This window comes from Streptomyces sp. NBC_00353 (assembly GCF_036108815.1).
Classification (GTDB): Bacteria; Actinomycetota; Actinomycetes; order Streptomycetales; family Streptomycetaceae; genus Streptomyces.
On record NZ_CP107985.1, the window covers coordinates 8,244,475 to 8,270,159 of the forward strand.

A 25,685-nucleotide genomic window follows, 5' to 3' on the forward strand; every position below is an offset into this window, starting at 1 on the left:
CCGCCGTGCCGCTCGGTGAAGCCGGTCCGGAGGCCTCTGCCTGGTCAGCGACTGGTGTCGAGGATGACGCGTGCCACGAGCGCCGGATCGTCGTTCATCGGTACGTGCCCGCAGCCGGGCAGCCGCACCAGCCGGGCACCGGGGATGGTGTGCTTGGCTCTGATCCCCTGCCGGCGCAGCAGCAGACGGTCGCGACTGCCCCAGGCGACAGTCACCGGCAGCCCCGGCACATCGTCGGTGAACGCGACACTCCGTCCGACGGCGAGCGTCTCGTGGAATCCGGACGCCTCGCGCAGGGCGACGGTCTCCGAGACGACCGCCTCGGGTGAACGGCGGCCGGGGCGCGCGTAGATGGTGCTCGTCAGCGCGGCACGCCCGGCCGCGCTCCGCGAGAGCCCTTCGATCAAGGGCATCGGCAAGGCCAGTGCGCCCTGCCGCATGGCCCGCAGCGTTGCGAACGCGTAGCGCCGCTCGCTCTGCGTCCAGAATCCGGCGGGCGACAGCGCCGTCACCGATCTGACGAGCTTCTCGCGGCCCAGCTCCAGTGCCAGCAGTCCACCGAGCGAGTTCCCTGCGACATGCGGCCGGTCCACGCCGAGCGCCTCACAGAACGCGCCGAGCACCGGCACCACGCTCCCCAGGTCGTACGGAACACCGTCCGGGAGCGCCGGGGAGACGCCGAAGCCGGGCAGATCCACGGCTATGACATCTCGCTCCGGTGCCAGCACGGGCAGCACCGGATCCCAGGCCTGATGGTGGTGTCCGATGCCGTGGAGCAGCAACAGCGGCTCTCCGGAACCGGTCCGTTCGTACGCCACGGACACGGTCCGCGGACCTCGGGGTGAGTCGACGCTGAACGAGACCGTGCTGGCCATGCGGCTGCTCCCAGGGTTGGGCCGGGCGTGAGTGCTGGAGTGTCGAGTTCCGTGTAGTGCCGTGCAAGAGACGGTGCCTGAACAGATTTAGACGTCCCGTCAACAACAATTACCGTCCAGTAGCCTCCAGTTCAAGGGGGCCGGGTAATTCGTGCTGGACACGGCGCGGCGCGTCGGCTGGGATGGAGCGGTGACCACCGACACCGTGACCGACGTATTCGAAGAACACCGCCCCGTCCTCACCGGGGTCGCCTACCGCATGCTCGGCCGGATCGCCGATGCCGAGGACGTGGTGCAGGAGGCGTGGCTGCGCTGGTCGTCCGCGTCGCGCGAGGACGTACGGGAGCCGCGCGCGTTCCTCGTACGGATCACCACCCGCCTCGCTGTCGACCGGCTGCGGCAGTTGCAGTCGCGGCGCGAGGCGTACGTCGGACCCTGGCTGCCCGAACCGCTCGTCACCGACTTCGGTCCCGCTGTTCCCGACACCGCCGAGCAGGCTGTTCTCGCCGACTCCGTATCGGTCGCCGTGCTCGTCGTCCTCGAATCGCTCTCCCCGCTGGAGCGCGCCGTCTTCGTCCTGCGCGAGGCCTTCGGCTTCCCGTACGGGGAGATCGCCACGACCCTCGACCGGACGGAGGCTGCGGTACGTCAGCTCGCCGGGCGTGCCCGGCGGCATGTGGAGGAGCGCAAGCCGCGTTACGACGTCGACCCGGCCCAGCGCCGTGACCTCACGGAACGGTTTCTCGCCGCGGCGGCGGGCGGCGACATCGAGGAGCTGTTGGTGCTGCTCGCCCCCGATGTGCGGCTGGTCGGCGACAGTGGCGGAAAGTCGAAGGCGCCGCTGCGGATCATCGAGAGCCAGGACAAGGTCGGCCGCTTCCTCATGGCCGTCGCCCACGATCAGGCTCCGGACATGGAGATCCGATTCCTGGAGCTGAACGGCGGTCCGGCCCTGCTGGTGCTTTTCGGTGGAAAGCTCGATACCGTCCTCCAGGTCGACATCAGGGACGGCGTCATCCAGTGCGTATATATCGTTCGCAATCCTGACAAACTCATCGGCCTGGCTGCCGAATAGCCCGCCCGATCCGACGCCCGCCCCGACACCTGCCTCGACCGAAGCCCCACGGACCCGCCGGCCGTGGGGCTTTGTGCTGCGCGGGCCTCACGGGACCGCGAACGTCCTGTGAACGCTCTGCGGCAGAGGCCCGTTTCGCTGCGTGACGGAATAAGGATTGGTCTTGACCAAGGGGGTGTGCCGTCCTATGGTCTCAACGTTAAGACAGGAACCTTTAATAAATAACGTCGCGGAAAAAGACGCTGGGTGATTGCGGAGGACAGGGTGGGGACCACGCAGCTGGAATCGGTACAGGAGCCGAAGTACTGGCACCTCAAGACCGTGCTCAGTGAGGCACTCGACTCGGACTTTGCGGTGGGAGAGATCCTGCCCAACGAGCGTGAGCTCGCTGCCCGGTTCGGCGTCGCACGGGCCACGCTCCGGCAGGCTCTGGAGCAGCTCGAACTCGAAGGCAGGCTGCAGCGCCGCCGTGGCGTCGGGACCACGGTCGCACCGCCGCGCCTGGGCGTAGCCGTCTCGACCGCGCAGCACGACTGGGCGGACGGCGGTGCCGGCGAGGCCTGGCAGGCCGTCGACTGCACGACCGCCGTCGCACCCGCCCCGGTGCTCGCCATGCTCGACGTGGAGAGCGACGAGTCCGTGCACATCGTCCGCCGGATCCGGGTCACCCAGGGACAGCCCGTCGCGGCGGAGCTCCTGTACGTGCCGTCGTCGTCCGTGCCCGAACTGTCGGCGATCGAGAGCCCGTCCGGTCCCACCCGCGCCCGCAGCGTCGTGCGTGAACTGCACCGTCTCGGCCTTGACGGCCAGGACCGTTCGGTGGAGCTCGGTTCGGCCCGTGCGGACGACGCCAAGGAGCTCGACCGCCTCCCCGGCGCACCCGTCCTCGTCGTCACCACCCGCTACCTCGCCGCAGGAGGCACGGCCGCTGTCTCCGTCGCCACCTACCGGGCCGACACCTGCCGGCTCACCTTCGGCGCCTCGGGTGACCTGGAAATCAGTCACCCCGGCCAGGAGCGCAAGGCTTCCTGAGACCGGCCGGCCCCACCGGCTTGTACATGAACGCGCGGCCCGTCGCACTCAGCGGCGGGCCGTCACCGTGCCCTCCACCGCGAACAGCTGCTCCTCGACATGGTCGAGTGCCAGCCGCAGCGCGCCGGTGGCCACGGCCGCCTCGCCGAGCAGCGACAGCGCGACCCGCGGCGGCCGGAGACAGTAGCGGGCCAGCTCGCCGCGGAGCGGATCAAGGACGCCGTCCAGTCCCGCGGCCCACCCGCCGACGACCACCAGCTCCGGGTCGAGCGCCAGCACCAGCGCCGCCACATCGTGCACCAGGCGCTGGATGAACCGCTCGACCGCCGCCATCGCCCGCACGTCACCGTGGCGAGCCTGTGCGAACACCGCGGCGACAGCCTGCTCGTCCAACGGGTCCAGCGGCGTGTCCGTCGTCGACAGCAGCTTCTCCGGAGTGACTTCGCGGCCCAGCAGATGGAGCGCGCCGATCTCGCCCGCTGCCCCACCGAAACCACGGTGCAGCCGACCGCCGATCAGTGAACCGGCTCCCGGACTCAGCCCCGCAAGGACGAACACGATGTCGTCGGACTCGGTGGCCGCGCCCTTCCAGTGCTCCGCCACGGCTGCTGCATTGGCGTCGTTCTCCACCAGGACCGGACATCGGAAGGAGCGCCGCAGCCGCTCACCGAGCGCGAGACCGGTCCAGTCCGGCAGCGCGGTGCCCAGCCGTACCGTCCCGTCGGCCTCCACGATGCCCGGGCTGCCCACCCCGACCGCACGCAGACTGCTCCGGGCCACCCCGGTACGCCGCAGGAGATCGGCGACCACGGCCCTGACCCGGTCGAGCCGGTCATCCGCGCAGGCGGTCTCCGACACCTCGCGCGAACCGGCACCGATGATCCGGCCGTCCAGCCCGGACAGCAGCGCGGAGACGCGGTGCGGACCGATCTCGATGCCGAGCAGATGCCCTGCCTCCGCGCGGAACCGGAACCGGCGGGCCGGCCTGCCCTGACGCCTGGCTTCACCCTCGTCGGGCGTCGCCTCGACGACCAGCCCGGCCTCGAAAAGCCCCTCGACGACCCCTTCCACCGTGGGCCGGGACAGACCTGTGATCCGGGTCAGGTCCGTGAGCGTGGGGGAGTGGGCACCCCTGAGAGCATGAAGCACCACCGCGGAATTGATCCGTCGCAGCAGCGACGGGTCCCCACCGGTCAGCCGGCCCACGGTGATTCCTTCCAGCTCGTGCGCATGTCAGGCGGATCGTACTCGCTGCCCGGAAGCAGGGCGACCGTGGGCCGCTACGGGTTCCGGGCGGGACCGGCGTCAGCTCGGAGCCACGAAGCCGGACTCGTACGCGGCGATCACCGCCTGGGTCCGATCCCTGGCCCCCAACTTTGCCAGCACCGCGCTGACATGGGTCTTCACCGTCTCGACGCCGACCACGAGCTTGGCGGCGATCTCCGCATTCGAGAGTCCCCGGGCCATCAACCGGAGCACCGCAGCCTCGCGCTCGGTGAGCGAGGCCCGCTTCATGACCGCCTTCGCCTTGCTCGTCCCGTACTCGGCGGCGAGCTGCCGGACCGCGGCCGGGAACAGCAGAGACTCACCCTCGGCAACCAGGCGCACCGCATGCACGATCTCCGCGGGCCGGGCACGCTTGAGCAGAAAGCCGTCCGCCCCGGCGCGCAGCGCCTCGTACACGTACTCGTCGTTCTCGAATGTCGTCACCACCAGGATCTTCGGCGGCTCAGGCACCGTGCGCAGCACCACCCGGGTCGCCTCGATGCCGTCCATCAAGGGCATCCGCACATCCATCGCCACCACATCGGGGCGCAACTTGTGCACCAGCGGGATCACTGCGGCGCCGTCGCCCGCCTCGCCCACCACCTCGATATCGGGCTGAGCCTCAAGGACCGCGCGCAGCCCCGCGCGTACGAGGGGTTCGTCGTCGACCAGAAGAACGGTAACCGGCATCCGGTCAGCCTAGGCGGTCCAGCGGGAGGCTTGCGTGCACCCGCCACTCACCGTCGTACGGACCGGTCTTGGCCTTTCCGCCCAGGAGCGCGGCCCGTTCACGTATGCCCCGCAGCCCGCTTCCGCCCCTGGGCGGGCCTGCCGATTCGGTGAGTGGATTCGTCACTTCCAGCTCGAGCCGGCCGTCCGTCACCGTGATGCGTACTCGTACGGGGACGGTCCCGGAGTGGCGCAACACATTGGTGAGAGCTTCCTGCAGGATCCGATAGCCCTCTCGTGACACCGGCCCCGGCACCAGCTCCACCGGACCGGACATCTCGGCATCGACCTTCGCCCCCGAACCGCGCGCCGACTCCAGCAGCCTGTCCGCCTCGGCAAGCGTCGGCCGCTGACTCACCGGTGCGTCCGATTCGCGCAGCACCCGCAGCACCCGCTCCAGATCGTCCAGCGCATCCCGGCCCGTCTCCTCGATCGCGGCCAGCGCCCGTTCGGTGAATTCAGGGTCCTTCGCCGCCCGCGCCGCGCCCGCCTGGACGACCGCGACGGTCAAGGCATGCCCGATCGAGTCGTGGAGCTCGCGCGCGATGCGATTGCGCTCCAGCAGCTGCTCGGTGCGTTCCTCCAGTGCGGTCAGCCGCTCCACCGGCGACTGGCTGAGCAGCCACCGTGCAGCGGCAGTGACCAGCTTGCCGCACACCACAATGACGGCCAGCAGCACCAGCAGCGGCAACGGCACGAACAGGACGTACCACGAGTGCGGCTCCACCCAGCGGAGGAGCCAATCGCCGCTGGGGCCCTCATCGGTCACGGTGAGCCCGAGATCGACCGCCGTCGCGGGCAGCCACACCGTCGCGAACGTCGCCACACCGGAGAGCAACAACCGCACTTCCAACCAGGCCACGGTCCGCCAGCGATCCGCCCAAGTCACCGCGGACGCGGCAGAGATCGATGCGTCCGGACTGCCCCGCTCGTCAGGTGTGAGCAACAACTGCGCCTGGACGCCCTCGGCGAGCCGCATGGCGGGCAGCAGTCCCACGGGTACGGCGAAGACCATCGGCGCCCAGGGTGTATCGGGGGAAATGAACAGCCACACGCTGACGATCGCGGTCGGAATGAGCAGATGCAGCCAGCGGGTGTAGGTGACGGAGTCGGTCAGCGGACGGAGGAAACGGCGCATGCTGCCATCGTGTCAGTGACCCCGAGCGCGGCGGCTCCCCCGAGCGAGGGAGATGATCCCCTCCGGCGGGGGAGGTCAGAGGTGGGCGCAGTCGCCAGGCTGAGGACATGACCAGCATCGACGTTCATGAGCTCACCAAGGAATACGGGGCCACCCGCGCGGTGGACCGCCTCACGTTCAGCGTGCTACCCGGCCGGGTCACCGGCTTCCTCGGCCCCAACGGCGCGGGTAAGTCCACCACCATGAGACTTGTCCTCGGCCTGGACCGGCCGACGGGCGGTACGGCCACCATCGGTGGCCGGGCCTACACCACGCTCGACGATCCCCTGCGCCGGGTGGGCGCGCTGCTCGACGCGCAGGCCGCCCACGGCTCGCGGGCAGCGCGGAACCATCTGCTGGCTCTCGCCACCAGTAACCGCATAGCTCCCACCAGGGTCGAAGAGGTACTGGAGGAGGCGGGGCTCGGCCGGGTCGGCGGTCATCGGATCAAAACGTTCTCGCTCGGCATGCGACAGCGTCTGGGTATCGCGGCCGCATTGCTCGGCGACCCGGAAGTCGTGATGCTGGACGAGCCGTCGAACGGCCTGGACCCGGAAGGCATCGTCTGGATCCGTGAATTGATGAAGCGGCTGGCCCGCGAGGGCCGCACGGTTCTGGTCTCCAGCCACCTGATGAACGAGACGTCGTCGTTCGCCGACCACCTCGTGGTCCTGGGCCGGGGCAGACTCCTTGTCGACCTGCCGATGCAGGAGTTCCTCGACTCCCGCAGCCGCCCGCGCGTGCGCGTACGCACGACCGAGTCCAGCCGACTCCGTGACGTGCTGACCCGCAAGGGGTACGCCTTGTCGCAGGGCAACGACGGGCGCTGGACCGTCGAAGGGGCCAAGGCGGTGGAGATCGGTCCCATAGCCGCCTTCGAAGGCATCCCCATTCTTGAACTCGCCGACGAACAGGCGACCTTGGAGCAGGCGTATCTCGACCTCACCGCCGACGCGACGGAATTCGCGTCCGCGGCCACCTCACCCACCACTCGTCAGGAGGCCTGACCGTGTCGACCATCGCAGTGCTCCGATCCGAGTGGATCAAGATCAGATCGGTACGGTCCGTGGCCGGTTCGCTGATAGCGGTCTTTCTGGCGACACTCGCCGTCACTGTGCTCGCGTTCGCCACGGTCGGCCAGGCCGAGGCGGACAACCCGGACGCAGATCCGGTCTTCGGCGCCTTCTACGCGCTGAACTTCGGCCAGATCGCGGCCATCAGCTTCGGCGCGACCGCGCTCTCCTCGGAGTACCTGAACGGTGCCCTGCGGATTTCGCTCGCCGCAGTGCCGCATCGTGACCTCTTCTACGCAGCCAAAATGACCCTCGTCGGTACACTCGCCCTGGTCATCGGGCTCGTCACCAGCTTCACCGCATTCCTGGTGGGGCAGTTGTTCATGGGGGAGTACGCGATCGGCCTGGGGGAACCCGGAGCCCTGCGAGCTGCTCTCGGCGGAGGTATATATCTGGCCCTGATGGCCCTGCTCGCGGCCGGCCTGACGGCTTTGCTGCGCAGCGCCGTCGCCGTCCTCAGTCTGCTCATCCCGTTCATCCTGATCGTCTCCTTCGTGGTCGGAGACATCGCTGGCGGCGTCGCGCGATATCTGCCCGACCGGGCAGGGCAGTTGGTGCTGCACCAGAATCCGGAGGGGAGCCTCGGGCCGTGGACGGGGCTTGCAGTCACAGCGGTCTGGGCGGGCGCCGCGCTGGTGACGGGCTGGTGGGCGATGCGGCGCAGGGACGCCTGAGGGCCGGACTGCCCACTGTCAGAGTCCTGGTGGGGTGCCGTCCGGCGCGGCGAGGCGACTGAAAAGCCCTCAAGGCTCAGGCCAGGGAAGTGATTGTCAGTGCCGGGCGGTTTACTGGCGATATGACGACCGCACATCACCTCCGCCTCATCGACGGGATGCGCGCCCGGGACTTCCCCGCGGAGCGTATCCAGTCGGGCTCAGGAGTCAGCGGGCCCGGTTACCACATGGTGTCCTTGCACGTGGACGACGACCATGGGGACGGCGACGAGGCAGGGCGTCTGGAGCACCGGGCACAGTGTCTTGCCGAGCACGACGCGCTGCTGACGCTGCTCACGGGGCGCTGGGGCGAGCCGCAGATGATCAGTCTGTGGAGTGCGCAGGAGCGGATGATGGCAGGCGAGGAGATACCGGAGGCCTGGACCGATCCGGTCGCCGGATGCGAATTCCTGCAACTCTGGCGCATCGAGGACCGGTGGATCGCGATGGGACTCCATCTGGAGGAGGAGGGCCCCGGCTGCGAACTGAGCGTCCTGGTCACGGAGATCGACCCGCCCTGACTGGCGACGGTGCCCATCCCGGTCCGAGCGGTCCCAGAGGTCTGAAGGGTCTGAGCGGTCCGAGTCTCAGCCCGAATGACCGGGACTGGCCGAGTCGACGGCCGCACGGAGGCGCCCGTACTCCTCGGCCATGGTCTGAGCGGTCCAATGGGCGTTCAGGCCGCTGGGGTTGGGCAGGGCCCAGACCCGAGCACCACCGATCGTCCTGTCCTGCGGGCCGATCTGCGCGCGTCGGTCACCGAAGGCGGTCCGGTAGGCCGTGACGCCCACGACGGCCAGCCACTGCGGTCGCAGCCGCTCGACCTTGGCCGCCAGGACGACACCGCCCTCACGGAACTCCTCGGCCGCCAGTTCGTCGGCGCGCGCCGTGGCGCGGGCCACCACATTGGTGATGCCCAGGCCGTGGTCGAGCAGCTCGTTCTGTTCCGATGGCTTCAACTGGCGGGGGGTGAGGCCCGACAGGTGGAGCACCGGCCAGAAGCGGTTGCCGGGGCGGGCGAAATGATGTCCCGTGGCGCCGGTCATCAGACTCGGGTTGATTCCGCAGAACAACACACGCAGGCCGCCCGCGACCACATCGGGAACGGTGCGGTCGCGGGCGGCCTGGAGCTCTTCGGGTGTCATCCGGTCGTGGTTTCGGCCGTCAGAGGATGGAGCCCGGCGTGTATCCGGCGGCTTCCGGGTGCTGCTTGGTGATCTCCTCGATCCGGGCGACGAGCGCGGTGACCTGGTCGGCCGCCGCTCCCGTGAAGGAGAGCTTGTCGGCCATCAGGGCGTCGAGCTGGGCGCGGTCGAGCGGGATGCGGTCGTCGGCAGCCAGCTTGTCCAGCAGCTCGTTGCGCTCCGTGCCCTGCTCGCGCATGGCCAGGGCGGAGGCGACCGCGTTCTCCTTGATCGCCTCGTGCGCGACCTCGCGGCCGACACCGGCGCGGACGGCACCCATCAGCACCTTGGTGGTGGCGAGGAACGGCAGGTACCGGTCCAGTTCGCGGGCCACGACCGCGGGGAACGCCCCGAACTCGTCGAGCACCGTGAGGAAGGTTTCCAGCAGACCGTCGAAGGCGAAGAAGGCGTCCGGGAGTGCCACCCGGCGGACCACGGAGCAGGACACATCGCCCTCGTTCCACTGGTCGCCCGCCAGCTCACCGGTCATCGAGGCGTAGCCGCGGAGGATCACCATCAGGCCGTTGACACGCTCGCAGGAGCGGGTGTTCATCTTGTGCGGCATCGCGGACGAGCCGACCTGACCCGGCTTGAAGCCCTCGGTGACCAGCTCGTGCCCGGCCATCAGCCGGATCGTCTTCGCGACGGACGAAGGTGCGGCGGCCAGCTGCACCAGCGCGGTCACCACGTCGTAGTCGAGCGAGCGGGGGTAGACCTGGCCGACGGAGGTGAAGGCCTGACCGAAACCGAGGTGGCCGGCGATGCGCTGTTCCAGCTCGCCGAGCTTCGCGGCGTCGCCGCCCAGCAGGTCGAGCATGTCCTGCGCCGTGCCGACCGGGCCCTTGATACCGCGCAGCGGGTAGCGGCCCAGCAGGTCCTCGAGCCGTCCGTACGCCACGAGCAGCTCGTCCGCGGCGGTGGCGAAGCGCTTTCCGAGGGTGGTCGCCTGGGCGGCGACATTGTGGGAACGACCGGCGATGACCAGCTCGCTGTACTCGCCGGCCAGCCTGCCGAGCCGGGCCAGGACGGCCACGGTGCGGTCACGCATCAGCTCGAGCGAGAGCCGGATCTGCAGCTGCTCGACGTTCTCGGTGAGGTCCCGGGACGTCATGCCCTTGTGGACGTGCTCGTGCCCGGCGAGAGCGTTGAACTCTTCGATCCGTGCCTTCACGTCGTGCCGGGTGACCTTCTCACGCTCGGCGATGGACGCCAGGTCGACCTGGTCGAGGACCCGCTCGTAGTCGGCGAGGGCGGCGTCGGGCACCTCGATCCCGAGGTCCTTCTGAGCGCGCAGCACCGCCAGCCACAGCTGGCGCTCCAGCTTCACCTTCTGCTCGGGGGACCAGAGGACGGCCAGCTCGGTGGAGGCATAGCGGCCGGCCAGGACATTGGGGATGCGAGGCTTCGCAGACACAGCAGTCACGTGTCTAGATTCTACTGGCGGTTTCTGCAGGCCAGCGCCGCGGCCCGGTTTGTGGCTTACTACGAACGCCGTCCCCCGTGCGAGGGAAGCCGCCCGGACCGCGGCTTCGGGTCATTCGGTATGGCTCAGCATGCTCCGCAGCCCGCGTCCACCCGGGCTGCCGGTCCGCCGGCTTCAGGAATGCGCGGTACGGCCCCTGCGGAGGCCGTAGGCAGCCGCACCGAGCAGCGCCACCGCTGCGCCCGACATGACCGACGGCACGGGAAGGGTGACAGCGAGGACCAGGCAGCCGGCCAGACCGAGGACCGGAACCGCGCGCAAGGGGCGGCCCTCGGCCGGTGTGAGGGTGAGGGCGGCCGCGTTGGCGATGGCGTAGTACAGCAGCACGCCGAAGGAGGAGAACCCGATCGCGCCGCGGACATCGCCGGTGGCTGCGACCAGGGCGGCGACCGCGCCCACGGCGACTTCGGCGCGGTGGGGGACGGCGAAACGGGGATGGACGGCGGCCAGGACGTGTGGCAGGTGGCGATCGCGGGCCATCGCCAGCGTCGTGCGGGAGACCCCGAGCAGCAGTGCGAGCAGCGAACCGAGCGCGGCGACCGCCGCCCCTGCACGGACCACCGGCACCAGTCCGGGGGCGCCGGCGGCACGGACCGCCTCCGCCAGTGGTGCTGTGGCATCGGCCAGCCGGGCGGGCCCGAGGACCGACAGCACCGCCACGCCGACGGCCGCGTACACGATCAGGGTGATCCCGAGAGCCACGGGGATGGCTCGTGGGATCGTGCGAGCCGGTTCCCGGACCTCCTCGCCCAGCGTGGCGATGCGGGCGTATCCGGCGAAGGCGAAGAACAGCAGCCCAGCGGCCTGCAGCACTCCGCTCACCGTGGCGTCGGAACCCGGCGCCAGACGGGACGCCTGGACGACGCCGCCGGTGAGGCACGCGGTGACGACGGCGGCGAGGACGGCCAGGACCACGGCCACGATCGCCCTGGTCAGCCATGCGGACTTCTGGACCCCCAGACAGTTCACGGCAGTGAGCGCCACCACCGCGCCGACCGCCACCGCATGGGCCTGTCCCGGCCAGGCGTAGGCGCCGACGGTCAGGGCCATGGCCGCACAGGAGGCCGTCTTCCCGACGACGAAACTCCAGCCTGCCAGGTAGCCCCAGAACTCGCCCAGTCGCTCACGCCCGTAGACGTACGTGCCGCCGGAGGCCGGATAGCGGGCCGCGAGCCGCGCCGACGACGTGGCATTGCAGTACGCCACGACTGCGGCCACCGCCAGGCCGATCAGGAGCCCCGACCCTGCCGCGTGGGCGGCCGGAGCGAGCGCGGCGAAGACACCTGCTCCGATCATCGAGCCCAGGCCGATGACCACCGCGTCGAAGACCCCCAGGCGGCGCCTCAATCCATTGCCGCCCGTACCGCTGTTCGCACCACCGTCCGCCGCACCGGCCATCGCATCCACCTCGCGCTTGTCCTCCGCCTCACCTGCACCGCTGTACCGGCGCACCGTACAGACCGAAGGTGACGAGACGGTGGCCGTCTGCCGCACCGCATGGCCGGAGCCCCTCGGGTCAGGCCGAGGGGCTCCGGTGTCTGTGTCCGGTGCGGGACCGGGGAGTTACGGGGCCAGAGTCAGTCCGATCCGGATCCCGGTGGACGAACCGAGCGCCGACACCCCGTAGTACAGGCCGGTGTCCGCCTTGATCCCCGAGGTGCTGGTGTTGTCGATCTGCAGGATCGTGCCGTTGTTGGCGTCCTCACCGTCTGCGCCGATCGCGATGTCCGCCCGGCTGTAGCCGGAGAGGTCGGTGAGGGACACGGACGAGCCGAGGCGGTCGTTGGGTTCGGTGGAGCCGGGGATGCCCGTGGTGTCCTGGCTGTATCCGACGGCCCCGGTGCCGGTGGGGCCGGTGGCGGAGCCGCGGATGAGGAAGGCCTGGCCGGCGTTGCTCTCGTTCACGCCGCTGCGGGTGATGTCCTCGCCCGGCGCGCCGGCGAGAATGTCGCCGTACCCGTCGAGGTCGACATCGCCGACGGAGACGGACGCTCCCATGTCGTCGCCGGTCTCGCCGCCGCCCGGTACACCGGTGGTGTCCTGGTGGATCGTCTTGCGGCCGGTCGAGGTCAGTCCGGTGGCCGAACCGAACACGGCCGTGACCGCGCCGCCCTTGGCGGTGTGTCCGGACTCGGTGGCGGACGGCTGGCCGACCGCCAGGTCGGTGGCGCCGTCGCCGTTGATGTCACCGGCGGCCAGCGAGCGTCCGCCGCGGGCGTCGAGGATGCCGACGCGCTGGAGTCCGGTGGTGGATCCCTTCAGCCACAGCAGGCGTCCGATGCCGCTCGGGTCGCGGTAGCTGACGGCGGCGTCCGCGTAGCCGTCCTTGTTGAAGTCGCCGGTGACCGCGGCCGCGTAGCCCACGGCAGCGGTGTACGCGGCGGTGTTGAGGTAACCGGACTTGGCCGTACCGGTCTTGCCGTCCCAGGCCCACCAGCGGCCGGGCTTGCCCGGCGCGACGGAGAAGATGTCGGCCTTGCCGTCGGCGTTGAAGTCGCCCGAGGTGACGGTCGTACCGAGCTTCTCGCCGCCGATCCGGCCCGAGGCGGTGACCGAATAGCTCTTGCCGGTGGTGAGGGCGGGGCCGTACATCACGACGACGGTGCCGTTGTCGGCCTGCGTGATGTCCTCGCCGGGCCCACCGATGACCAGGTCGGCGTACCCGTCGCCGTTCACGTCGCCCCAGGCGTCGGACGAGCCGAACAGGTCGCCCGCCTCGGAGCTGCCGGGCACCCCCGCACTGCTCTGGTTCAGCGTCCGCTTCGCAGTCGAGCTCGGGCCGTCCTCGGTGCCGGGCAGCACGGTGACGCTTCCGCTGCTGCTCGCCGCCTTCGGGAGGCCGGCGACCAGGTCGGTGATGCCGTCCCGGTTGAAGTCGGTGGTCGGGATCGCGGCGTTGCGGGTGCCGTTGGTCGCGTACGTCCGGATGGCACCGAGCTTGGCGTACAGGTTCGCACCGGGGCATGCGGTGGCGAAGCCGTCGCGGTGTCCGGCGATGGTGTTGAACGTGACGTCACCGTCGGGCCGGGTGTTGCCGTCGGCGTCGGTGACGAGGCGGGTCAGCGTCACCTTGGCGGTGGGGCCCACGCCGTACTGACCGAGCTTCCATGCGGCGATGCGCGCCGCGGACTGGAGCGCGGCCGGCGTCGGCTTGCCCGTCTCGAAGTTGCCGAGCAGGGAGATGCCCGTCGAGTACGAGTTGAAGCCGTATGTGTGCGCGCCCTTGACCGGGAGATCGGTGCCGCCGGCGCGGCCCTCGAAGATCTGGCCGCACTTGTCGACCAGGAAGTTGTAGCCGAGGTCGTTCCAGCCTTCGGTCTTCACGTGGTACGTCATGATCGCGCGGACCATCGCGGCCGAGTCGCCACAGCTGTAGTTGTTCGTGTCGACGGTGTGGTGGATGAAGACCGCCTGCACCTTGTCGATGTACTCGGGCGGATCCTCGACCAGCGACTCGTCGGCGCCCCACTGGGCGCGGCTGATGATCGGCGGCCGGTTGACGGTCGACGGCGGCGCGGTGGGTACGGGGGAGGGGGTGGCCGTGTCCGTGGGGGTGGCCGTCGCGGTATCCGTCGGGGTGGCCGTGGCCGTCTCCGTCGGGGTGCCGGTGGCGGTCTCCGTGGGTGCGACGGTCTCCGTGGCCGACGGCGTCGCGGGATCGGTCGGCGAGGCGGTGTCCGTGGGAGCGCCGACGGTGTCCGACGCGGTGGGAGTCGGGGTCCCCTCCAGTGCGAACGCCGCGTTCTCCGGACCGCTGGGTGCGAGGGTCGCCTCCGCCGGGTTCCTGGACTCGGCCTTGCTGACACCGGGGTCGACCATGTGCAGCTTCAGGTTCTTCGGCAGCGACTTGCCCGGCCGGCCCGACCCCACCTTCACCTGCACGGCGTCCGACGCCCCGACCCACATCGGCTCGGTGGCCCGGTTGGCTGCTGCCTGCTCCCGCCCGTCCGGCCCGTCGGCCGACACCTCCAGCTCGCGCCACGGCGACCACTTGCCGGTCCCGGCAGCCCGCGTACGCACTTCGGCGGTGCCGTCGACCTTTGCCGCGCCGTCCCAGCCGATACCGACCATCGAGAACGCTGCGGTGTTCGTGGCCGGCAACTGCCGCTCCGTGGCCGTGCCGCCGTCAATCGCCACCGACCGCAGCTTCGCCGGTCGAACCTCGGGCCCCTTGGGTCCGGCCGGCCCGTCGGACGGGTTGGCTATCGCCACCGTCACCACTCCGGCCCCACCGAGAACGACAGCGCCGACAGTCAGCCAGGCGCGGCGTTTCAGGCTCATCGGTCTGTACGCATGCGACGTGCGCGGGCTCAAATGCCCCACCCCTCCGAGAAGTTTGCTCAAGACACACCCGTCACATGGGCGGCCTGGTGTACCCAGCGCACTCCGGGTTTGAAACGTCACATGGGTCGGCGAAGTGTGCTGTGAGTCACCTGACTTGTCGGGCTCTTGAGGCTTCCGGGCATCGGGTGCGCCCTCCTGGCTGTGGTTCACGTATGCGGTCAGTCCATCCGGCGTTGCGAAACCCCTTGCTGTGACACTTCTGTGCGCCGTCACGCAGAAGTAGTCGAGAGGCTCGCGAGCCCGGGGGACATGGGCACCGTGAGCGGTGTCGGGGCGGTGCGCGTCTGACGCAGTCGGTACGAAGAGGAAAGTGTGACCAAGGGCGGGGAACAGCACCGCGGGCAAGTGGACGACGCCGAACTCGGCGCTGCAGTGGAGCGAGCCCAGCAGGGGGACGAGGAAGCCTTCGCGGTGGCGTACCGGATGGTCCATCCCGGGCTGCTCGGCTACGTACGAGGTCTGGTCGGCGAGGACGGTGAGGACGTGGCCTCCGACGCCTGGCTGGAGATCTCCCGCGATCTCGGGCGGTTCCGCGGAGACGGGGCCGGGTTCCGCGGCTGGACCGCGACGATCGCCCGGCACCGGGCGCTGGACCATCTGCGCAGACAGAAGCGGCGGCCGCGCACCGCATTCCTGGAGCAGGACGTCCTCGAACTGCCCAGTGGTCACGACACGGCCGCGGCCGCCCTGGAGACGCTCTCCACCGAGCAGGCGCTCACGCTCATCGGGCAGTTGCCGCGAGAGCAGGCGGAAGCGGTTCTGCTGCGCGTCGTCGTCGGCCTCGACGGCCCTGCGACGGCGCGTGTGCTCGGCAAGCGAGCCGGGGCCGTACGCACCTCCGCCTACCGTGGACTGAAGCGACTGGCCGAGCGCATGACCTCGGCGGGAACGGGCACTGTGACGTCTGCGGCGCGGCGCACGCTGAGAGATGAGACATGAGAGATGAAACGCAGCGGGCGACCGGAATGCCGGTAACCCCCGAAGTGGCCGCCCTGCTGGCAGCTGCGCAGCGCGCCGGGGAAGCAGGCCCCGTTGCCGAGAAGCGGGCGCTCGATGCGTTCCGGGTGGCGCGCGACGAGGGCGCACACGCACCGGTGTCGCCGCTGCGGCGCCGTCGGCGCGACGACTGGCGTCCGGTCGAGCGGTGGCGCGGAGTGCGCTCCGTCCGGGCCGTGCTCGCCGGCCTCACGGCGGCGGTGGCTCTGGGTGGGGTCGCGGTGGCCGCCGGTTCGGGGGCGATGCCGGGACCGTTCGGTGCGGGCGGCCACGACCGGCCGCACCCCGCACCCCCCGCGAACAGTGAGCCCGCCACGCCCGGCGGCAGTCATGGGAGCACGCCGACGCCGCGTGCGGACCCTACGCAGCAAGGGCCCACGGACACTCCGGCCACCGGGCCTGCTTCCGGCCACCCCGGCCAGGCACAGGACGATACGGCGCTCTGCCGTGCGTACCGGCGGGTGCAGGACAGCGGGAAGGCCGCGGACGCGACGGCCTTCGACCGGCTGGCGTCGGCGGCCGGTGGCGCGTCGGCCGTGCCGGACTACTGCGACGGCCTCCTCGCTGCTCAGCCATCGAAGGGGAACGGGGGGAACGGGACCGGCAAGAGGGAGAAGGCGGAACCGACCCAGGCGGCCCCGGAAGCGGGAACGGGGAACAACACCCGGGGCAACTCCGACGCGCGCTGAGCCCGGAACCGTCGGCGTGGACGCAGGACACCGCGGAGTCCTGCGTGCCCCGGGCCCAACAGCGGGACAGCGCACGCCCTGTGGCACTCCGCCCCGACGGGTACGTACGCGGCAACTGATCCGGGACGCGGCACCGGCGAGCCGCCACCGTTCCCGGACGCCCCGTCAATAGGGTCGCCCGGACTCGTACGTCCGGGATTGGTGTTGCCGTGAAGCCGTCCATCTGCCTGTGCATGATCGTCAAGAACGAGGCCCACGTCATCGAGCGCTGCCTCACCTCCGTTCGCGACCTGATCGACACCTGGGTGATCTCCGATACCGGTTCGAGCGACGGAACACAGCAGCGGATCCGTACCGCACTCGACGGCGTCCCGGGCGAGCTCCACGAGGAGCCGTGGGTGGACTTCGGCCACAATCGGACCCTGAACATCAGGCACGCCCACGCCAAGGCCGACTATCTGCTCCTCCTCGACGCCGATCTGGTGATCCACAGACAGGGGCCGCTGCCCCCGCTGACCGCCGACTCGTACCTGCTGAGGCACGAAGGCGCGACCGAGTGCCGCATCAAGCGTCTGGTGCGCGGCGACATCGCCTGGCGCTACGAGGGCGTCACCCATGAGTACCTCACCTCCGACCAGCGCGACGACCAGCAGACTCTCGACGCGCTCGTCATCGAGGACCACGCCGACGGGGGAACGCGACACGAAAAGTTCGAGCGGGATGTACGCCTGCTCGGTGCCGAACTCGAGCGCGACCCCGCCAACACCCGGACTGTCTTCCATCTGGCGCAGACCATGCGGGATCTCGGCGAGAGGGACAAGGCGATCGCCCTGTACGAGCACCGCGCGCGGATGGGCGGCTGGGGCGAGGAGGTGTACTACTCGCTGCTGCAGGCCGGGATCCTCAAGGCCGATGCCGACGACTGGCCGGCTGCCATGGACGCGCTCTCGCGTGCCTGGGAGTCGCGGCCGCAACGGCTCGAGGCCTGCTACGAACTCTCCTCCCGGCTGCGCGGCCTCGGCCGCCACCGCGCCGCGCACGCGTTCGTCTGCGCCGGGCTCGACCGGGAACCGCCGGACGACCTGCTGTTCATCCAGCCGTGGGTGTACCGATGGGGGCTGCTCTTCGAGTACTCGATCACCGCCTGCCGGGTCGGCGACATCGACGGTTCGCTCAGGGCATGCGACCGGCTCCTGTCGATGCCGGACCTGCCTGATGCCCATCGCAGGCAGACACTCACCAACCGCGAGTTCGCCGAACAGCGTCAGGCCACCCGCAACGCGTCATGGGCGTCACCCCCGGACTGGCGGCGGGGCCCACGCCTCAGTGACAACAGCTGCAGCACCTGCCACGCCTGACACATCGGCAGTCCGTGGCGACGGATGTCGGGTCCGAGGCGGGTGACCGGTTCGAGAGCTACGGCGGCTGCGCCCAGCAGCCCCCACACGCCATTCCTAGCGGGTGCCGTCCACCCGGCGCCACGTGGCCACCGGCCCCGGGTCCCGGTCGTCCTCGGGGGTGACCCAGAAGGCCTTCCCGAGCTCGGCGCTGAACTGGGCGCCCGTCCGTCCGTCGCCGGACGACCGGCCGGTCAGACGCCGACCGATCCATGGAGCCAGATGACGGCGTGCGAAGCGGAGGTCGTCGACGCGCCGTGTCGTCCACCGCGGAGGTACGGCGGCGGGGAGCGGCGTCTGCCAGTCGTTCTCGGCCGGAAGCCCCAGCGTCTGCCAGACCGCCTCGGCAACTCTGCGGTGTCCTTCGTCGGTCAGATGCAGCCGGTCGACGTCCCACAGCCGGGGATCTCCCAGCGCCGGAGTTCCGTACAGATCGACGACCAGCGCACCGTGGCGGTTCGCCAACTCGTCGACCAGGGTGAACAGCTCCTCCATCCGCGGACGGAACCGTTCCATCACTGGGCCGTTGCGACCGGGGCTGCGCATCAGCACCAGCTTCTTGCACGCCGGCGCGAGGCGCTCCACGGCCTCCTCCAGCTGCCCGCGCACCATGCCCATGTCGCACTTCGGTCGCAGTGTGTCGTTGAGACCGCCGACGAGCGTGACGACATCCGCCTGCATGGCGGCCGCCGCTTCGACCTGCTCGTCGACTATCTGGCGGATCAGCTTTCCGCGTACGGCGAGGTTCGCGTACCGGAACCCGGGGGAGCGGGTGGCGAGCCGGCCGGCGAGGACATCGGCCCAGCCGCGGTACGAACCGTCCGGCAGCAGGTCCGACATGCCCTCGGTGAACGAGTCGCCGACCGCGACAAGACTGGTGTAGGAGGCATTCATTTCCATGGCGATGCGATCGTATCGCGGTGGGGTCCGGCGCCTTTCACGGAGACCGGACCGAGCCCGCCGGGGGGTGCGGGCCGTGGGGGCCAGGGCATACGCCTGCCTGCCACACGGCCCGCGTCGGCCCCGTCAGCGTCCTTGCGGCCGTCCCACGAGCTCGCGCAGGACATCCTCCATCGTGACCAGTCCGGCCAGCTTGTCGTCCTCGTCGAGCACCGCCGCGAGGTGTGTGCGACTCCTTCGCAGCGCCGTCAGCACATCGTCGAGCGGTGTCGCGGCCCGTACCCGGGCGATCGGCCGCATAGCCGTCACCGGGAACGGCACATCGCGCGGTGTGGCGTCCAGGGCGTCCTTCACATGCAGGTAGCCCAGGATCCGCTGCTCGCTGTCCATCACCGGGAAACGCGAGAAACCCGACTCGTACGAGAGTCGTTCCAGCTCCTCGGGCGTCGTCCCCACCCGGGTGTACACCACCTGGTCGACCGGCAGCACCACATCCCGTACCGGGCGACGACCCAGCTCGAGGGCGTGCCGCAGACGCTCGGCCGCGCGGTCGTCGACGAGGCCGGCATCCCCGGCGTCCTTGACGAGACGGGCAAGTTCGTCGTCGGAGAACGTGGCGGACACCTCGTCCTTCGTCTCCACCCGCAGAAGTTTCAGCAGGGCGTTGGCGAAGGCGTTGACTGTGAAGATCACCGGGCGCAGTGCCCTGGCGAGGGTGACCAGTGGCGGTCCGAGCAGCAGCGCGGTCCGTACCGGCTCCGCCAGCGCGATGTTCTTCGGCACCATCTCGCCGAGCAGCATGTGCAGGTACGTCGCCACGGCCAGCGCGATCACGAACGAGATCGGATGGACCAGTCCGTGCGGCACACCCACCACGTCGAAGACGGGCTCCAGCAGGTGCGCGATGGCCGGTTCGGCGACGATACCGAGGACCAGCGTGCACAGCGTGATGCCCAGCTGCGCCGCCGCGAGCAGCGCCGACACGTGCTCCAGACCCCAGATGACGCTCCGCGCCCGCCGGTTCCCGGCCTCGGCCTCCGGCTCGATCTGGCTGCGGCGTACGGAGATCAGCGCGAACTCGGCGCCGACGAAGAACGCGTTGGCGACCAGGGTCAGCAGGCCGATGAAGAGCTGGACAGCAGTCATCGTCCGTCCTCCGCCCCGTCGTCGGAGCCGGGCAGCGGTGCGTGCAGCAGTACCCGCGCCGCGCGGCGCCCCGAAGCGTCCGCCACATCCAGCCGCCAGCCCGCCAGCTCGATGGAGTCGCCCACGGCCGGGATCCGGCCCACCTCCGTGGCGATCAGTCCGGCGAGCGTCTCGTACGGTCCTTCCGGCACCCGGAGTCCGATGGTCCGCAGCTGGTCGGTGCGGGCAGCACCGTCGGCCGACCAGAGGGTGCGCCCGTAGGCGTCCTCACCGGCCGGTGCGAGGTCCGGCGTCTCGTGTGGGTCGTGCTCGTCGCGTACCTCGCCGACCACCTCCTCGACGATGTCCTCCAGCGTGACGACTCCGGCCGTGCCGCCGTACTCGTCGATGACCACGGCCATTGCGAGCTTGCCGGAGAGCCGGTCGAGCAGCCGGTCCACGGTGAGGGTCTCCGGTACGAGCAGGGGCTCGCGCAACATCTCCGACACGCGCGTACGCGGCCTCTCCTCGGCCGGGATCGCCAGCACGTCCTTGATGTGTGCGACGCCGACGACGGAGTCGAGGCTGCCCCGGTAGACGGGGAAGCGGGACAGTCCGGTCGCCCGGGTGGCGTTCGCGACGTCCTCGGCGGTCGCCTGCACCTCCAGCGCGGTGACCTGCACCCGTGGGGTCATCACATTCTCCGCGGTCAGATCTGCGAGATTGAGGGTGCGGACGAAGAGTTCCGCGGTGTCCGCCTCCAGCGCGCCCGCCTTCGCCGAGTGACGGGCCAGCGCCACCAGCTCCTGCGGGCTGCGGGCGGAGGCCAGCTCCTCGGTCGGTTCGAGACCGATGCGACGCACGATCCGGTTGGCCGTGTTGTTGAGGTGGCTGATGAAGGGCCGGAAGACTGCCGTGAAGGCCCGCTGCGGGGTGGCCACGGCCTTCGCCATGGCGAGCGGCGAGGAGATCGCCCAGTTCTTCGGGACGAGTTCGCCGACGACCATCAGGAACACCGTGGACAGTGCCGTTCCGAGCACCAGCGCCACCGAGGACGCCACACTCGGGGACAGTCCGGTCGCCTCGACCGGACCGCGGATCAGTTTCGCGATCGACGGCTCGGAGATCATGCCGACTACCAGATTGGTGACGGTGATGCCGAGCTGCGCGCCGGAGAGCTGGAAGGTGAGGCTGCGCACCGCCTTCATGGCGCTTGCCGCGCCCCGCTCGCCCCGCGTCACCGCCCTTTCGAGCTGACCGCGCTCGACGGTGGTCAGGGAGAATTCGGCCGCGACGAAGGCACCGCAGGCGAGCGACAGCAGTACTGCCACGAGCAGCAGGAGCACTTCGGTCATCGGTTCACCTCCGTCCCATGATCGGGCAGGGAAAGGAGGATCGCTCGATGTCGGCGATGTCGGCTTCTACTGGGAGGCTCGCCCATGGGCGGACGCTCACACCTTTCGGGAGGACGGGTCGACGGTGTACCTATAGTAAAGGGTCGGCAAAGTCGCCTGCCCCGCGGGTCTTCGCCCACCGGCGCTCGGGCTCGCAGGGGCTTGATCCACAACAGTCCTGCCTGTGCCTACAGCGGTTTCACCCAGCGTCGCCAGTGATCCTCGCGGTGGTATCCAGCGGCAGCCCATGTGCGGTGCGCCCGTTCGTTGGCTTCCAGGACCATGGCGTCGACCCGTCGCCCGCCCAGGTCGACGAATCGTTGTTCCGCTGCTTCCAGCAAGGCGGTGGCGATGCCCTGTCGACGGCACTCCGGGTGTACGGCCAGCCGGTAGGCGGAGCATCGCCAACCATCGAAACCGGCTATGACGGTTCCCGCGAGAAGACCGTCACGCTCGGCGAGAAGCAGGGCTTCGGGGTCCCTTGAGATGAGTCGGGCCACCCCGTCGTAGTCGTCGCTGATGCTGGTTCCTTCTGCGGCTTCGCTCCAGAACTGCAGCACGGCGTCGATGTCCGAGAGGCCGGCGCAACGGATGTAGAGATCACTCATTGGGCGAGCCAATCAGAACGCCGGCTCGTTCGGCGAACGTTTTCCGCACTGAGGAATCGAGAGCCGCCGCCCGGACCGGGCCTGCGGAGTCATGTTCGTTGTTCGATCATCGAAGGTATGGCCCCGAATCCCGAGCGCGCCCCTTTCGCGCCTCCGTCGATCGCACCGATGCTGGCCGTGCCGGGTCCGCTGCCGGTGCGCGATGAGGAGTGGGCGTTCGAGGCCAAATGGGATGGTGCCCGCTCCGTCCTGACCAGCGCAGGCGACGGAACCGTGAAGCTGACTTCCCGGGCGGGCAACGACATCACCGTGACCTATCCCGAGCTGCAGGCGCTCGGCGGGATCCTGCGTGGGCGGGGTGTCGTGCTCGACGGTGAGGTCGTGGTCCTGGACGCCCTGGGACGGCCCGACTTCGGCTTGCTCCAGCGCCGGATGGGTGTGGTGAACGCACGCCACGCCACTCGCCTGGCACAGCAGACACCCGTCCAGCTCGTGGTCTTCGACGTGATGTTCCTGGACGGCCGCTCGCTGCTGGCCTCCTCCTACCGCGAGCGCCGCCAGGTCCTGTCAGGACTGGGGCTGGCCGGTCCGCACTGGTCGACGCCGGGATACGTGCACGGACACGGTGCCCGGACGTGGGAAGCCGTGGTGCGCGAGGGCCTGGAAGGCGTGGTCGCCAAGAGGCTTGCCTCCCCGTACACGCCAGGGGCCCGCTCGCCCGACTGGCGCAAGACCAAGAGGGTCGAGACCCTGGACGTGGTCATCGGCGGCTGGACACGGAGGCGGGGCGCGGCGGGGGACGTGCCGGGCGCGGTTCTGGTCGGTGTGGACACGCCGGCCGGCCTGCGGTTCGCGGGATCGGTGGGGTCGGGGATGTCCCAGCGTGAGCTGGCCGAACTTGCCGCGTACCTGGCGGTCATCGCGCGCCCGACGTCACCGTTCACCGGCCCGGTCCGGGTGACTGACGCGCACTGGGTCGAGCCGCGGCTGGTGGCTGAGGTGACCGCCTCGGAGTGGACCGCCGCCGGCCGCCTGCGTCATCCGGTCTGGCAACGGCTAAGGCCGGACCTGACGCGGCTGGACTGAGTACCGGAGGCGACCGATGACGGGGCGCTGTGGCGCCGCTGCCAGGGCAGAGTCGCGTCGACGGCGGCGGCGAGCTCGGGGATCGTGGACCTGGCAGCCGGGTCGGGCCGGAGGCAGCTGTCGATGGCCGCGGCGAGATCGCGAGGGAGGCGTCGGCGGGACCTGGGCGGCGGAGCAGCTTCTTCGAGCTGCGGATACCAATCGTCCTGGCCGCCCGTGCCGTCGCCGTCGTCGGTCCCGTCCATGGTCTCGCCGCTGTCGAACGGCGCGTCGCCGGTGGCGACTTCCGACAAGGGCCCACCGCCTGACCCACCTCACCGGGCTCCCCGATCCGCTCCGATGGCAGGTGGGTTTCGTCATGCCGCTTCGTACAGGTGAGCCCGCCCGCCGATGGCATCGTTGATCGTGACCGCGCGGCCACCGGTCGGTGCACAGCGGTGCGCGACGGTCGGGGGGCTCATCCCCTCGGGATGCGCCCGCCCGGCCGCTCGCGCGTGCCGCGAATCAGGCGGCCTTGTACTGATGCGCTTCGGCGCCCTGCCACTGGACCACGGCTCGGTTGTCGAGGATCCGTTTCGGGTCCGCCAGACCGGCGTCGGCAAGGAACACGATGAGGTCGTGATCGCTGTGCGCGAGTCCGAGTCTCTCGTCGCGATTGTTGACGTGCACGGTTACGGGCCGGGCGCCGGACGGCGTGGGTGCGTGGATGGTGATCGGTGGTGTCGCCATGACTCCAGGGTGGCCCCGCGTGAGGGCGGGCGCATCCGGTCGGCCCGGATATGCGGCCCCGGTCCGGCATGAGGCGCGGAGCGTGACGTTCGGAGTACGTTCGGTGGCCGGCGTCGCACTCGGTCCCGCAGGTGCCTCCCACACCAGGTCGGTCCCGCCCGACCGTCGAACGCACACCGTCATGCGGTCAGCTGCCGGCGAGCTCCTGGACGATCGGGCCGAATGCCTCCATGTTCGGCTCCAGCACCGTCAGGTACGAGAAGCCGTACCGCTCCCGGCGCTCCCTCAGCTGCTCGGCGACCGCCCGCACCGTGCCCATCGCGAGCAGCGGCAGTGCAAGGGCCTGGTCCTCGTCGAGGTGCGGTGTCAGCGGCAGCACCTCGCGCACGGCTGCACGACGGTCGTTGGTCGTCCGGACGAACTGGATGAGCAGATTCAGCTCCGCCGGGCTCTCCCGCGCGGCGGCGAACCGCCGGTAGGCGGCGACGCGCTCGTCGAGCTGCTCGGCGGTGAGGGGCACGAGTCTGCCGGTCCGGACGCTCGCCGCCCCGGTGAACGCCACGATCTCCGCGAAGCGGGCCGCCAGACGCAGGACCCGGTCCCCGTTCCCACCGATCAGCAGTGGTGGCCTGGGGTGCTGCGGGGACCTCGGGACGTGGTTGTCGTCGCGCAGCAGCCGGTCCAGCTCCTCGACCGTACGTCGCAGATGGTCCACCCGTCCGCCGGGGGAGAGGAACTCGATACCCGCCCGGTCGTGCTCCTCGCGTACGTATCCGGCCCCGACCCCCAGCTCCAGGCGCCCCTCGGTCAGCGCATCCGTACCGGCGGCCTCGCGGGCCAGCAGCGTCGGGTTCCAGAAGGCGGCATTGAGCACGAAGGTGCCGACGCGGGGCCGCTCCGTGGCCTCTGCGGCGGCGACCAGTGCCGGGAAGGGGGCCGGCAGGCCCAGGTGGTCGGGGACCAGGATCACGTCGTATCCGAGCTGCTCCGCGCGGCGGCATCGGGTGCGCCAGTCCGTCCCGCCGGCCGGCGTCAGCATGTTCACTCCGAATCGAAACGGCCTTGCCATGGCCTCTCCTCGCGCCGGGTTGGTCGATGGACAGGCCACACACTCTGCCAAGGGAGAGCGTTGTCCGTATGCCGAACCGTCCCCCTTGCCGGTGCTAGCAATCCCGCGCTAGCTTGTTGATGTGCCCAAGACTCAGCTGAACGTACGAGTGGACGAGGCCACCGCCGAGGCCGCGCGGCAGCGCGCGCTGCAGAGGGGGATGAGCGTGAACCGCTACATAGAGGAGCTCGTCAAACAGGATGCGGGCGAAGTCGGACATACTTTTGTCGAAGCCGCTGCCGACTTCATGAAGCAGTACGAGTCGGTCTTCGCCGAGGAGTTCGGCCCGGAGCGCAAAGGCACCCGTTGAACCTCCGGATCGACCTTTCCTGGCTGCTCATGGTCGCCGAGCACAAGACGCCCGGCGATCCACAGGTCGTCGACTGGGGTGCGCTCGTCGCCGCGGTCGCCCGTCATGAGGCGGAGATCTTCGGCAGCCCCGTATACAGCGACCCGCACATCAGGGCCGCCGCACTCCTGCAGTTGCTGCTCCATGTCCCCGCTCTGGAACACTCCAACGCGATGTTCGCCTCCGCCGTCGCCTACGGCTATCTCGTCGCCTCCGGACTGAAGGTCATCACTTCGCCCGAGCAGGTCCGTGACCTGGCCCTGCTGGTGAAGGAGGGCAAGGCCGACGTCCGGGCCATCTCGGACGAGCTCCGCCAATGGAGCCTGTGACTCCTTTTGCGCGGGGTTTCAGGA

At 70.0% G+C, this 25,685-nt stretch carries 26 protein-coding genes; 11 read left to right on the top strand and 15 right to left on the bottom strand.

What is annotated here, in order from left to right; translation table 11 throughout:
* Positions 1-44 precede the first annotated feature (44 nt).
* Entirely contained in the window at positions 45-875 is an 831-nt protein-coding gene (locus tag OHA88_RS37190) for an alpha/beta fold hydrolase (protein WP_328628733.1), read from the bottom strand.
* Between the two features lie 190 nt (positions 876-1,065).
* On the opposite strand from OHA88_RS37190, the gene OHA88_RS37195 reads away from it, so the two are divergent.
* Together OHA88_RS37195 and OHA88_RS37200 are read left to right on the top strand one after the other, a co-directional pair.
* A complete protein-coding gene (locus tag OHA88_RS37195) occupies positions 1,066-1,950 on the top strand; it encodes an RNA polymerase sigma-70 factor (RefSeq protein ID WP_328628734.1) in 885 nt (294 codons plus the stop codon).
* A 264-nt stretch (positions 1,951-2,214) separates the two neighbouring features.
* Positions 2,215-2,982 carry a GntR family transcriptional regulator gene (locus OHA88_RS37200; RefSeq protein WP_328628735.1) on the top strand — a complete coding sequence of 256 codons (768 nt, stop codon included), beginning with the start codon at positions 2,215-2,217 and terminating at the stop codon, positions 2,980-2,982.
* Positions 2,983-3,030: 48 nt separating this feature from the next.
* Here the strand turns inward: OHA88_RS37200 and OHA88_RS37205 are convergent, their stop codons facing one another.
* From OHA88_RS37205 to OHA88_RS37215, 3 genes are all read right to left on the bottom strand, one after another.
* A complete protein-coding gene (locus OHA88_RS37205; protein WP_328628736.1) occupies positions 3,031-4,188 on the bottom strand; it encodes an ROK family transcriptional regulator in 1,158 nt (385 codons plus the stop codon).
* Between the two features lie 99 nt (positions 4,189-4,287).
* The gene (locus OHA88_RS37210) at positions 4,288-4,938 is read right to left on the bottom strand and encodes a response regulator (RefSeq protein WP_267006357.1); all 651 of its coding nucleotides are present in this window, start codon (positions 4,936-4,938) and stop codon (positions 4,288-4,290) included.
* A 4-nt stretch (positions 4,939-4,942) separates the two neighbouring features.
* Entirely contained in the window at positions 4,943-6,115 is a 1,173-nt protein-coding gene (locus OHA88_RS37215) for a sensor histidine kinase (protein WP_328628737.1), read from the bottom strand.
* Positions 6,116-6,222: 107 nt separating this feature from the next.
* On the opposite strand from OHA88_RS37215, the gene OHA88_RS37220 reads away from it, so the two are divergent.
* The 3 genes from OHA88_RS37220 to OHA88_RS37230 all read left to right on the top strand — a co-directional run bounded on the left by OHA88_RS37220 (position 6,223) and on the right by OHA88_RS37230 (position 8,461).
* Complete coding sequence (locus OHA88_RS37220) at positions 6,223-7,161, top strand: ATP-binding cassette domain-containing protein (protein ID WP_328628738.1); 939 nt, start codon at positions 6,223-6,225, stop codon at positions 7,159-7,161.
* Complete coding sequence (locus OHA88_RS37225) at positions 7,158-7,901, top strand: ABC transporter permease (RefSeq protein ID WP_328629883.1); 744 nt, start codon at positions 7,158-7,160, stop codon at positions 7,899-7,901. The genes OHA88_RS37220 and OHA88_RS37225 overlap by 4 nt, the downstream gene beginning before the upstream one ends.
* Before the next feature lie 122 nt (positions 7,902-8,023).
* Positions 8,024-8,461, top strand: coding sequence for a hypothetical protein (locus tag OHA88_RS37230; protein ID WP_328628739.1), 438 nt, complete (start codon positions 8,024-8,026; stop codon positions 8,459-8,461).
* 66 nt (positions 8,462-8,527) lie between these two features.
* On the opposite strand, the gene mug is transcribed toward OHA88_RS37230, so the two are convergent.
* The 4 genes from mug to OHA88_RS37250 form a co-directional block, all read right to left on the bottom strand.
* Complete coding sequence (gene mug, locus OHA88_RS37235) at positions 8,528-9,085, bottom strand: G/U mismatch-specific DNA glycosylase (RefSeq protein WP_328628740.1); 558 nt, start codon at positions 9,083-9,085, stop codon at positions 8,528-8,530.
* Between the two features lie 19 nt (positions 9,086-9,104).
* Positions 9,105-10,547, bottom strand: a complete 1,443-nt coding sequence (purB, locus tag OHA88_RS37240) for an adenylosuccinate lyase (protein ID WP_326602338.1) — start codon at positions 10,545-10,547, stop codon at positions 9,105-9,107.
* Positions 10,548-10,721: 174 nt separating this feature from the next.
* A complete protein-coding gene (locus OHA88_RS37245) occupies positions 10,722-12,005 on the bottom strand; it encodes an APC family permease (RefSeq protein WP_328629884.1) in 1,284 nt (427 codons plus the stop codon).
* A gap of 165 nt (positions 12,006-12,170) precedes the next feature.
* Positions 12,171-14,888 (bottom strand): FG-GAP-like repeat-containing protein, encoded by a 2,718-nt coding sequence (locus OHA88_RS37250; RefSeq protein ID WP_328628741.1) that lies wholly within the window; start codon positions 14,886-14,888, stop codon positions 12,171-12,173.
* A gap of 375 nt (positions 14,889-15,263) precedes the next feature.
* Here OHA88_RS37250 and OHA88_RS37255 point away from each other — a divergent pair, with 375 nt between their 5' ends.
* From OHA88_RS37255 to OHA88_RS37265, 3 genes are all read left to right on the top strand, one after another.
* Positions 15,264-15,890, top strand: coding sequence for an RNA polymerase sigma factor (locus OHA88_RS37255; RefSeq protein WP_326602336.1), 627 nt, complete (start codon positions 15,264-15,266; stop codon positions 15,888-15,890).
* Positions 15,887-16,636, top strand: coding sequence for a hypothetical protein (locus OHA88_RS37260; RefSeq protein WP_328628742.1), 750 nt, complete (start codon positions 15,887-15,889; stop codon positions 16,634-16,636). Before OHA88_RS37255 ends, OHA88_RS37260 begins: the two co-directional genes overlap by 4 nt.
* Positions 16,637-16,845: 209 nt before the next feature.
* On the top strand, positions 16,846-17,994 hold the full coding sequence (locus OHA88_RS37265) for a tetratricopeptide repeat-containing glycosyltransferase (protein ID WP_328628743.1): 1,149 nt from the start codon (positions 16,846-16,848) through the stop codon (positions 17,992-17,994).
* Positions 17,995-18,090: 96 nt separating this feature from the next.
* On the opposite strand, the gene OHA88_RS37270 is transcribed toward OHA88_RS37265, so the two are convergent.
* The 4 genes from OHA88_RS37270 to OHA88_RS37285 all read right to left on the bottom strand — a co-directional run bounded on the left by OHA88_RS37270 (position 18,091) and on the right by OHA88_RS37285 (position 22,060).
* Complete coding sequence (locus tag OHA88_RS37270; RefSeq protein ID WP_267006367.1) at positions 18,091-18,933, bottom strand: SGNH/GDSL hydrolase family protein; 843 nt, start codon at positions 18,931-18,933, stop codon at positions 18,091-18,093.
* 126 nt (positions 18,934-19,059) lie between these two features.
* Positions 19,060-20,079 (bottom strand): hemolysin family protein, encoded by a 1,020-nt coding sequence (locus OHA88_RS37275; RefSeq protein ID WP_326602332.1) that lies wholly within the window; start codon positions 20,077-20,079, stop codon positions 19,060-19,062.
* A complete protein-coding gene (locus OHA88_RS37280) occupies positions 20,076-21,413 on the bottom strand; it encodes a hemolysin family protein (RefSeq protein WP_328628744.1) in 1,338 nt (445 codons plus the stop codon). Before OHA88_RS37280 ends, OHA88_RS37275 begins: the two co-directional genes overlap by 4 nt.
* Positions 21,414-21,640: 227 nt before the next feature.
* Positions 21,641-22,060 carry a GNAT family N-acetyltransferase gene (locus OHA88_RS37285; protein ID WP_328628745.1) on the bottom strand — a complete coding sequence of 140 codons (420 nt, stop codon included), beginning with the start codon at positions 22,058-22,060 and terminating at the stop codon, positions 21,641-21,643.
* 117 nt (positions 22,061-22,177) lie between these two features.
* On the opposite strand from OHA88_RS37285, the gene ligD reads away from it, so the two are divergent.
* Complete coding sequence (gene ligD / locus OHA88_RS37290; RefSeq protein ID WP_328628746.1) at positions 22,178-23,146, top strand: non-homologous end-joining DNA ligase; 969 nt, start codon at positions 22,178-22,180, stop codon at positions 23,144-23,146.
* Here the strand turns inward: ligD and OHA88_RS37295 are convergent.
* From OHA88_RS37295 to OHA88_RS37305, 3 genes are all read right to left on the bottom strand, one after another.
* Entirely contained in the window at positions 23,098-23,439 is a 342-nt protein-coding gene (locus OHA88_RS37295; protein WP_328628747.1) for a hypothetical protein, read from the bottom strand. The genes ligD and OHA88_RS37295 overlap by 49 nt on opposite strands.
* A gap of 211 nt (positions 23,440-23,650) precedes the next feature.
* Positions 23,651-23,875 carry a hypothetical protein gene (locus OHA88_RS37300; protein ID WP_267006372.1) on the bottom strand — a complete coding sequence of 75 codons (225 nt, stop codon included), beginning with the start codon at positions 23,873-23,875 and terminating at the stop codon, positions 23,651-23,653.
* A gap of 187 nt (positions 23,876-24,062) precedes the next feature.
* On the bottom strand, positions 24,063-24,944 hold the full coding sequence (locus tag OHA88_RS37305; RefSeq protein ID WP_328628748.1) for a TIGR03621 family F420-dependent LLM class oxidoreductase: 882 nt from the start codon (positions 24,942-24,944) through the stop codon (positions 24,063-24,065).
* A 121-nt stretch (positions 24,945-25,065) separates the two neighbouring features.
* Here OHA88_RS37305 and OHA88_RS37310 point away from each other — a divergent pair, with 121 nt between their 5' ends.
* Together OHA88_RS37310 and OHA88_RS37315 are read left to right on the top strand one after the other, a co-directional pair.
* Entirely contained in the window at positions 25,066-25,293 is a 228-nt protein-coding gene (locus tag OHA88_RS37310) for a hypothetical protein (RefSeq protein ID WP_030921856.1), read from the top strand.
* Complete coding sequence (locus OHA88_RS37315; protein ID WP_267006375.1) at positions 25,290-25,661, top strand: fic family toxin-antitoxin system, toxin component; 372 nt, start codon at positions 25,290-25,292, stop codon at positions 25,659-25,661. Before OHA88_RS37310 ends, OHA88_RS37315 begins: the two co-directional genes overlap by 4 nt.
* Positions 25,662-25,685: the final 24 nt, after the last annotated feature.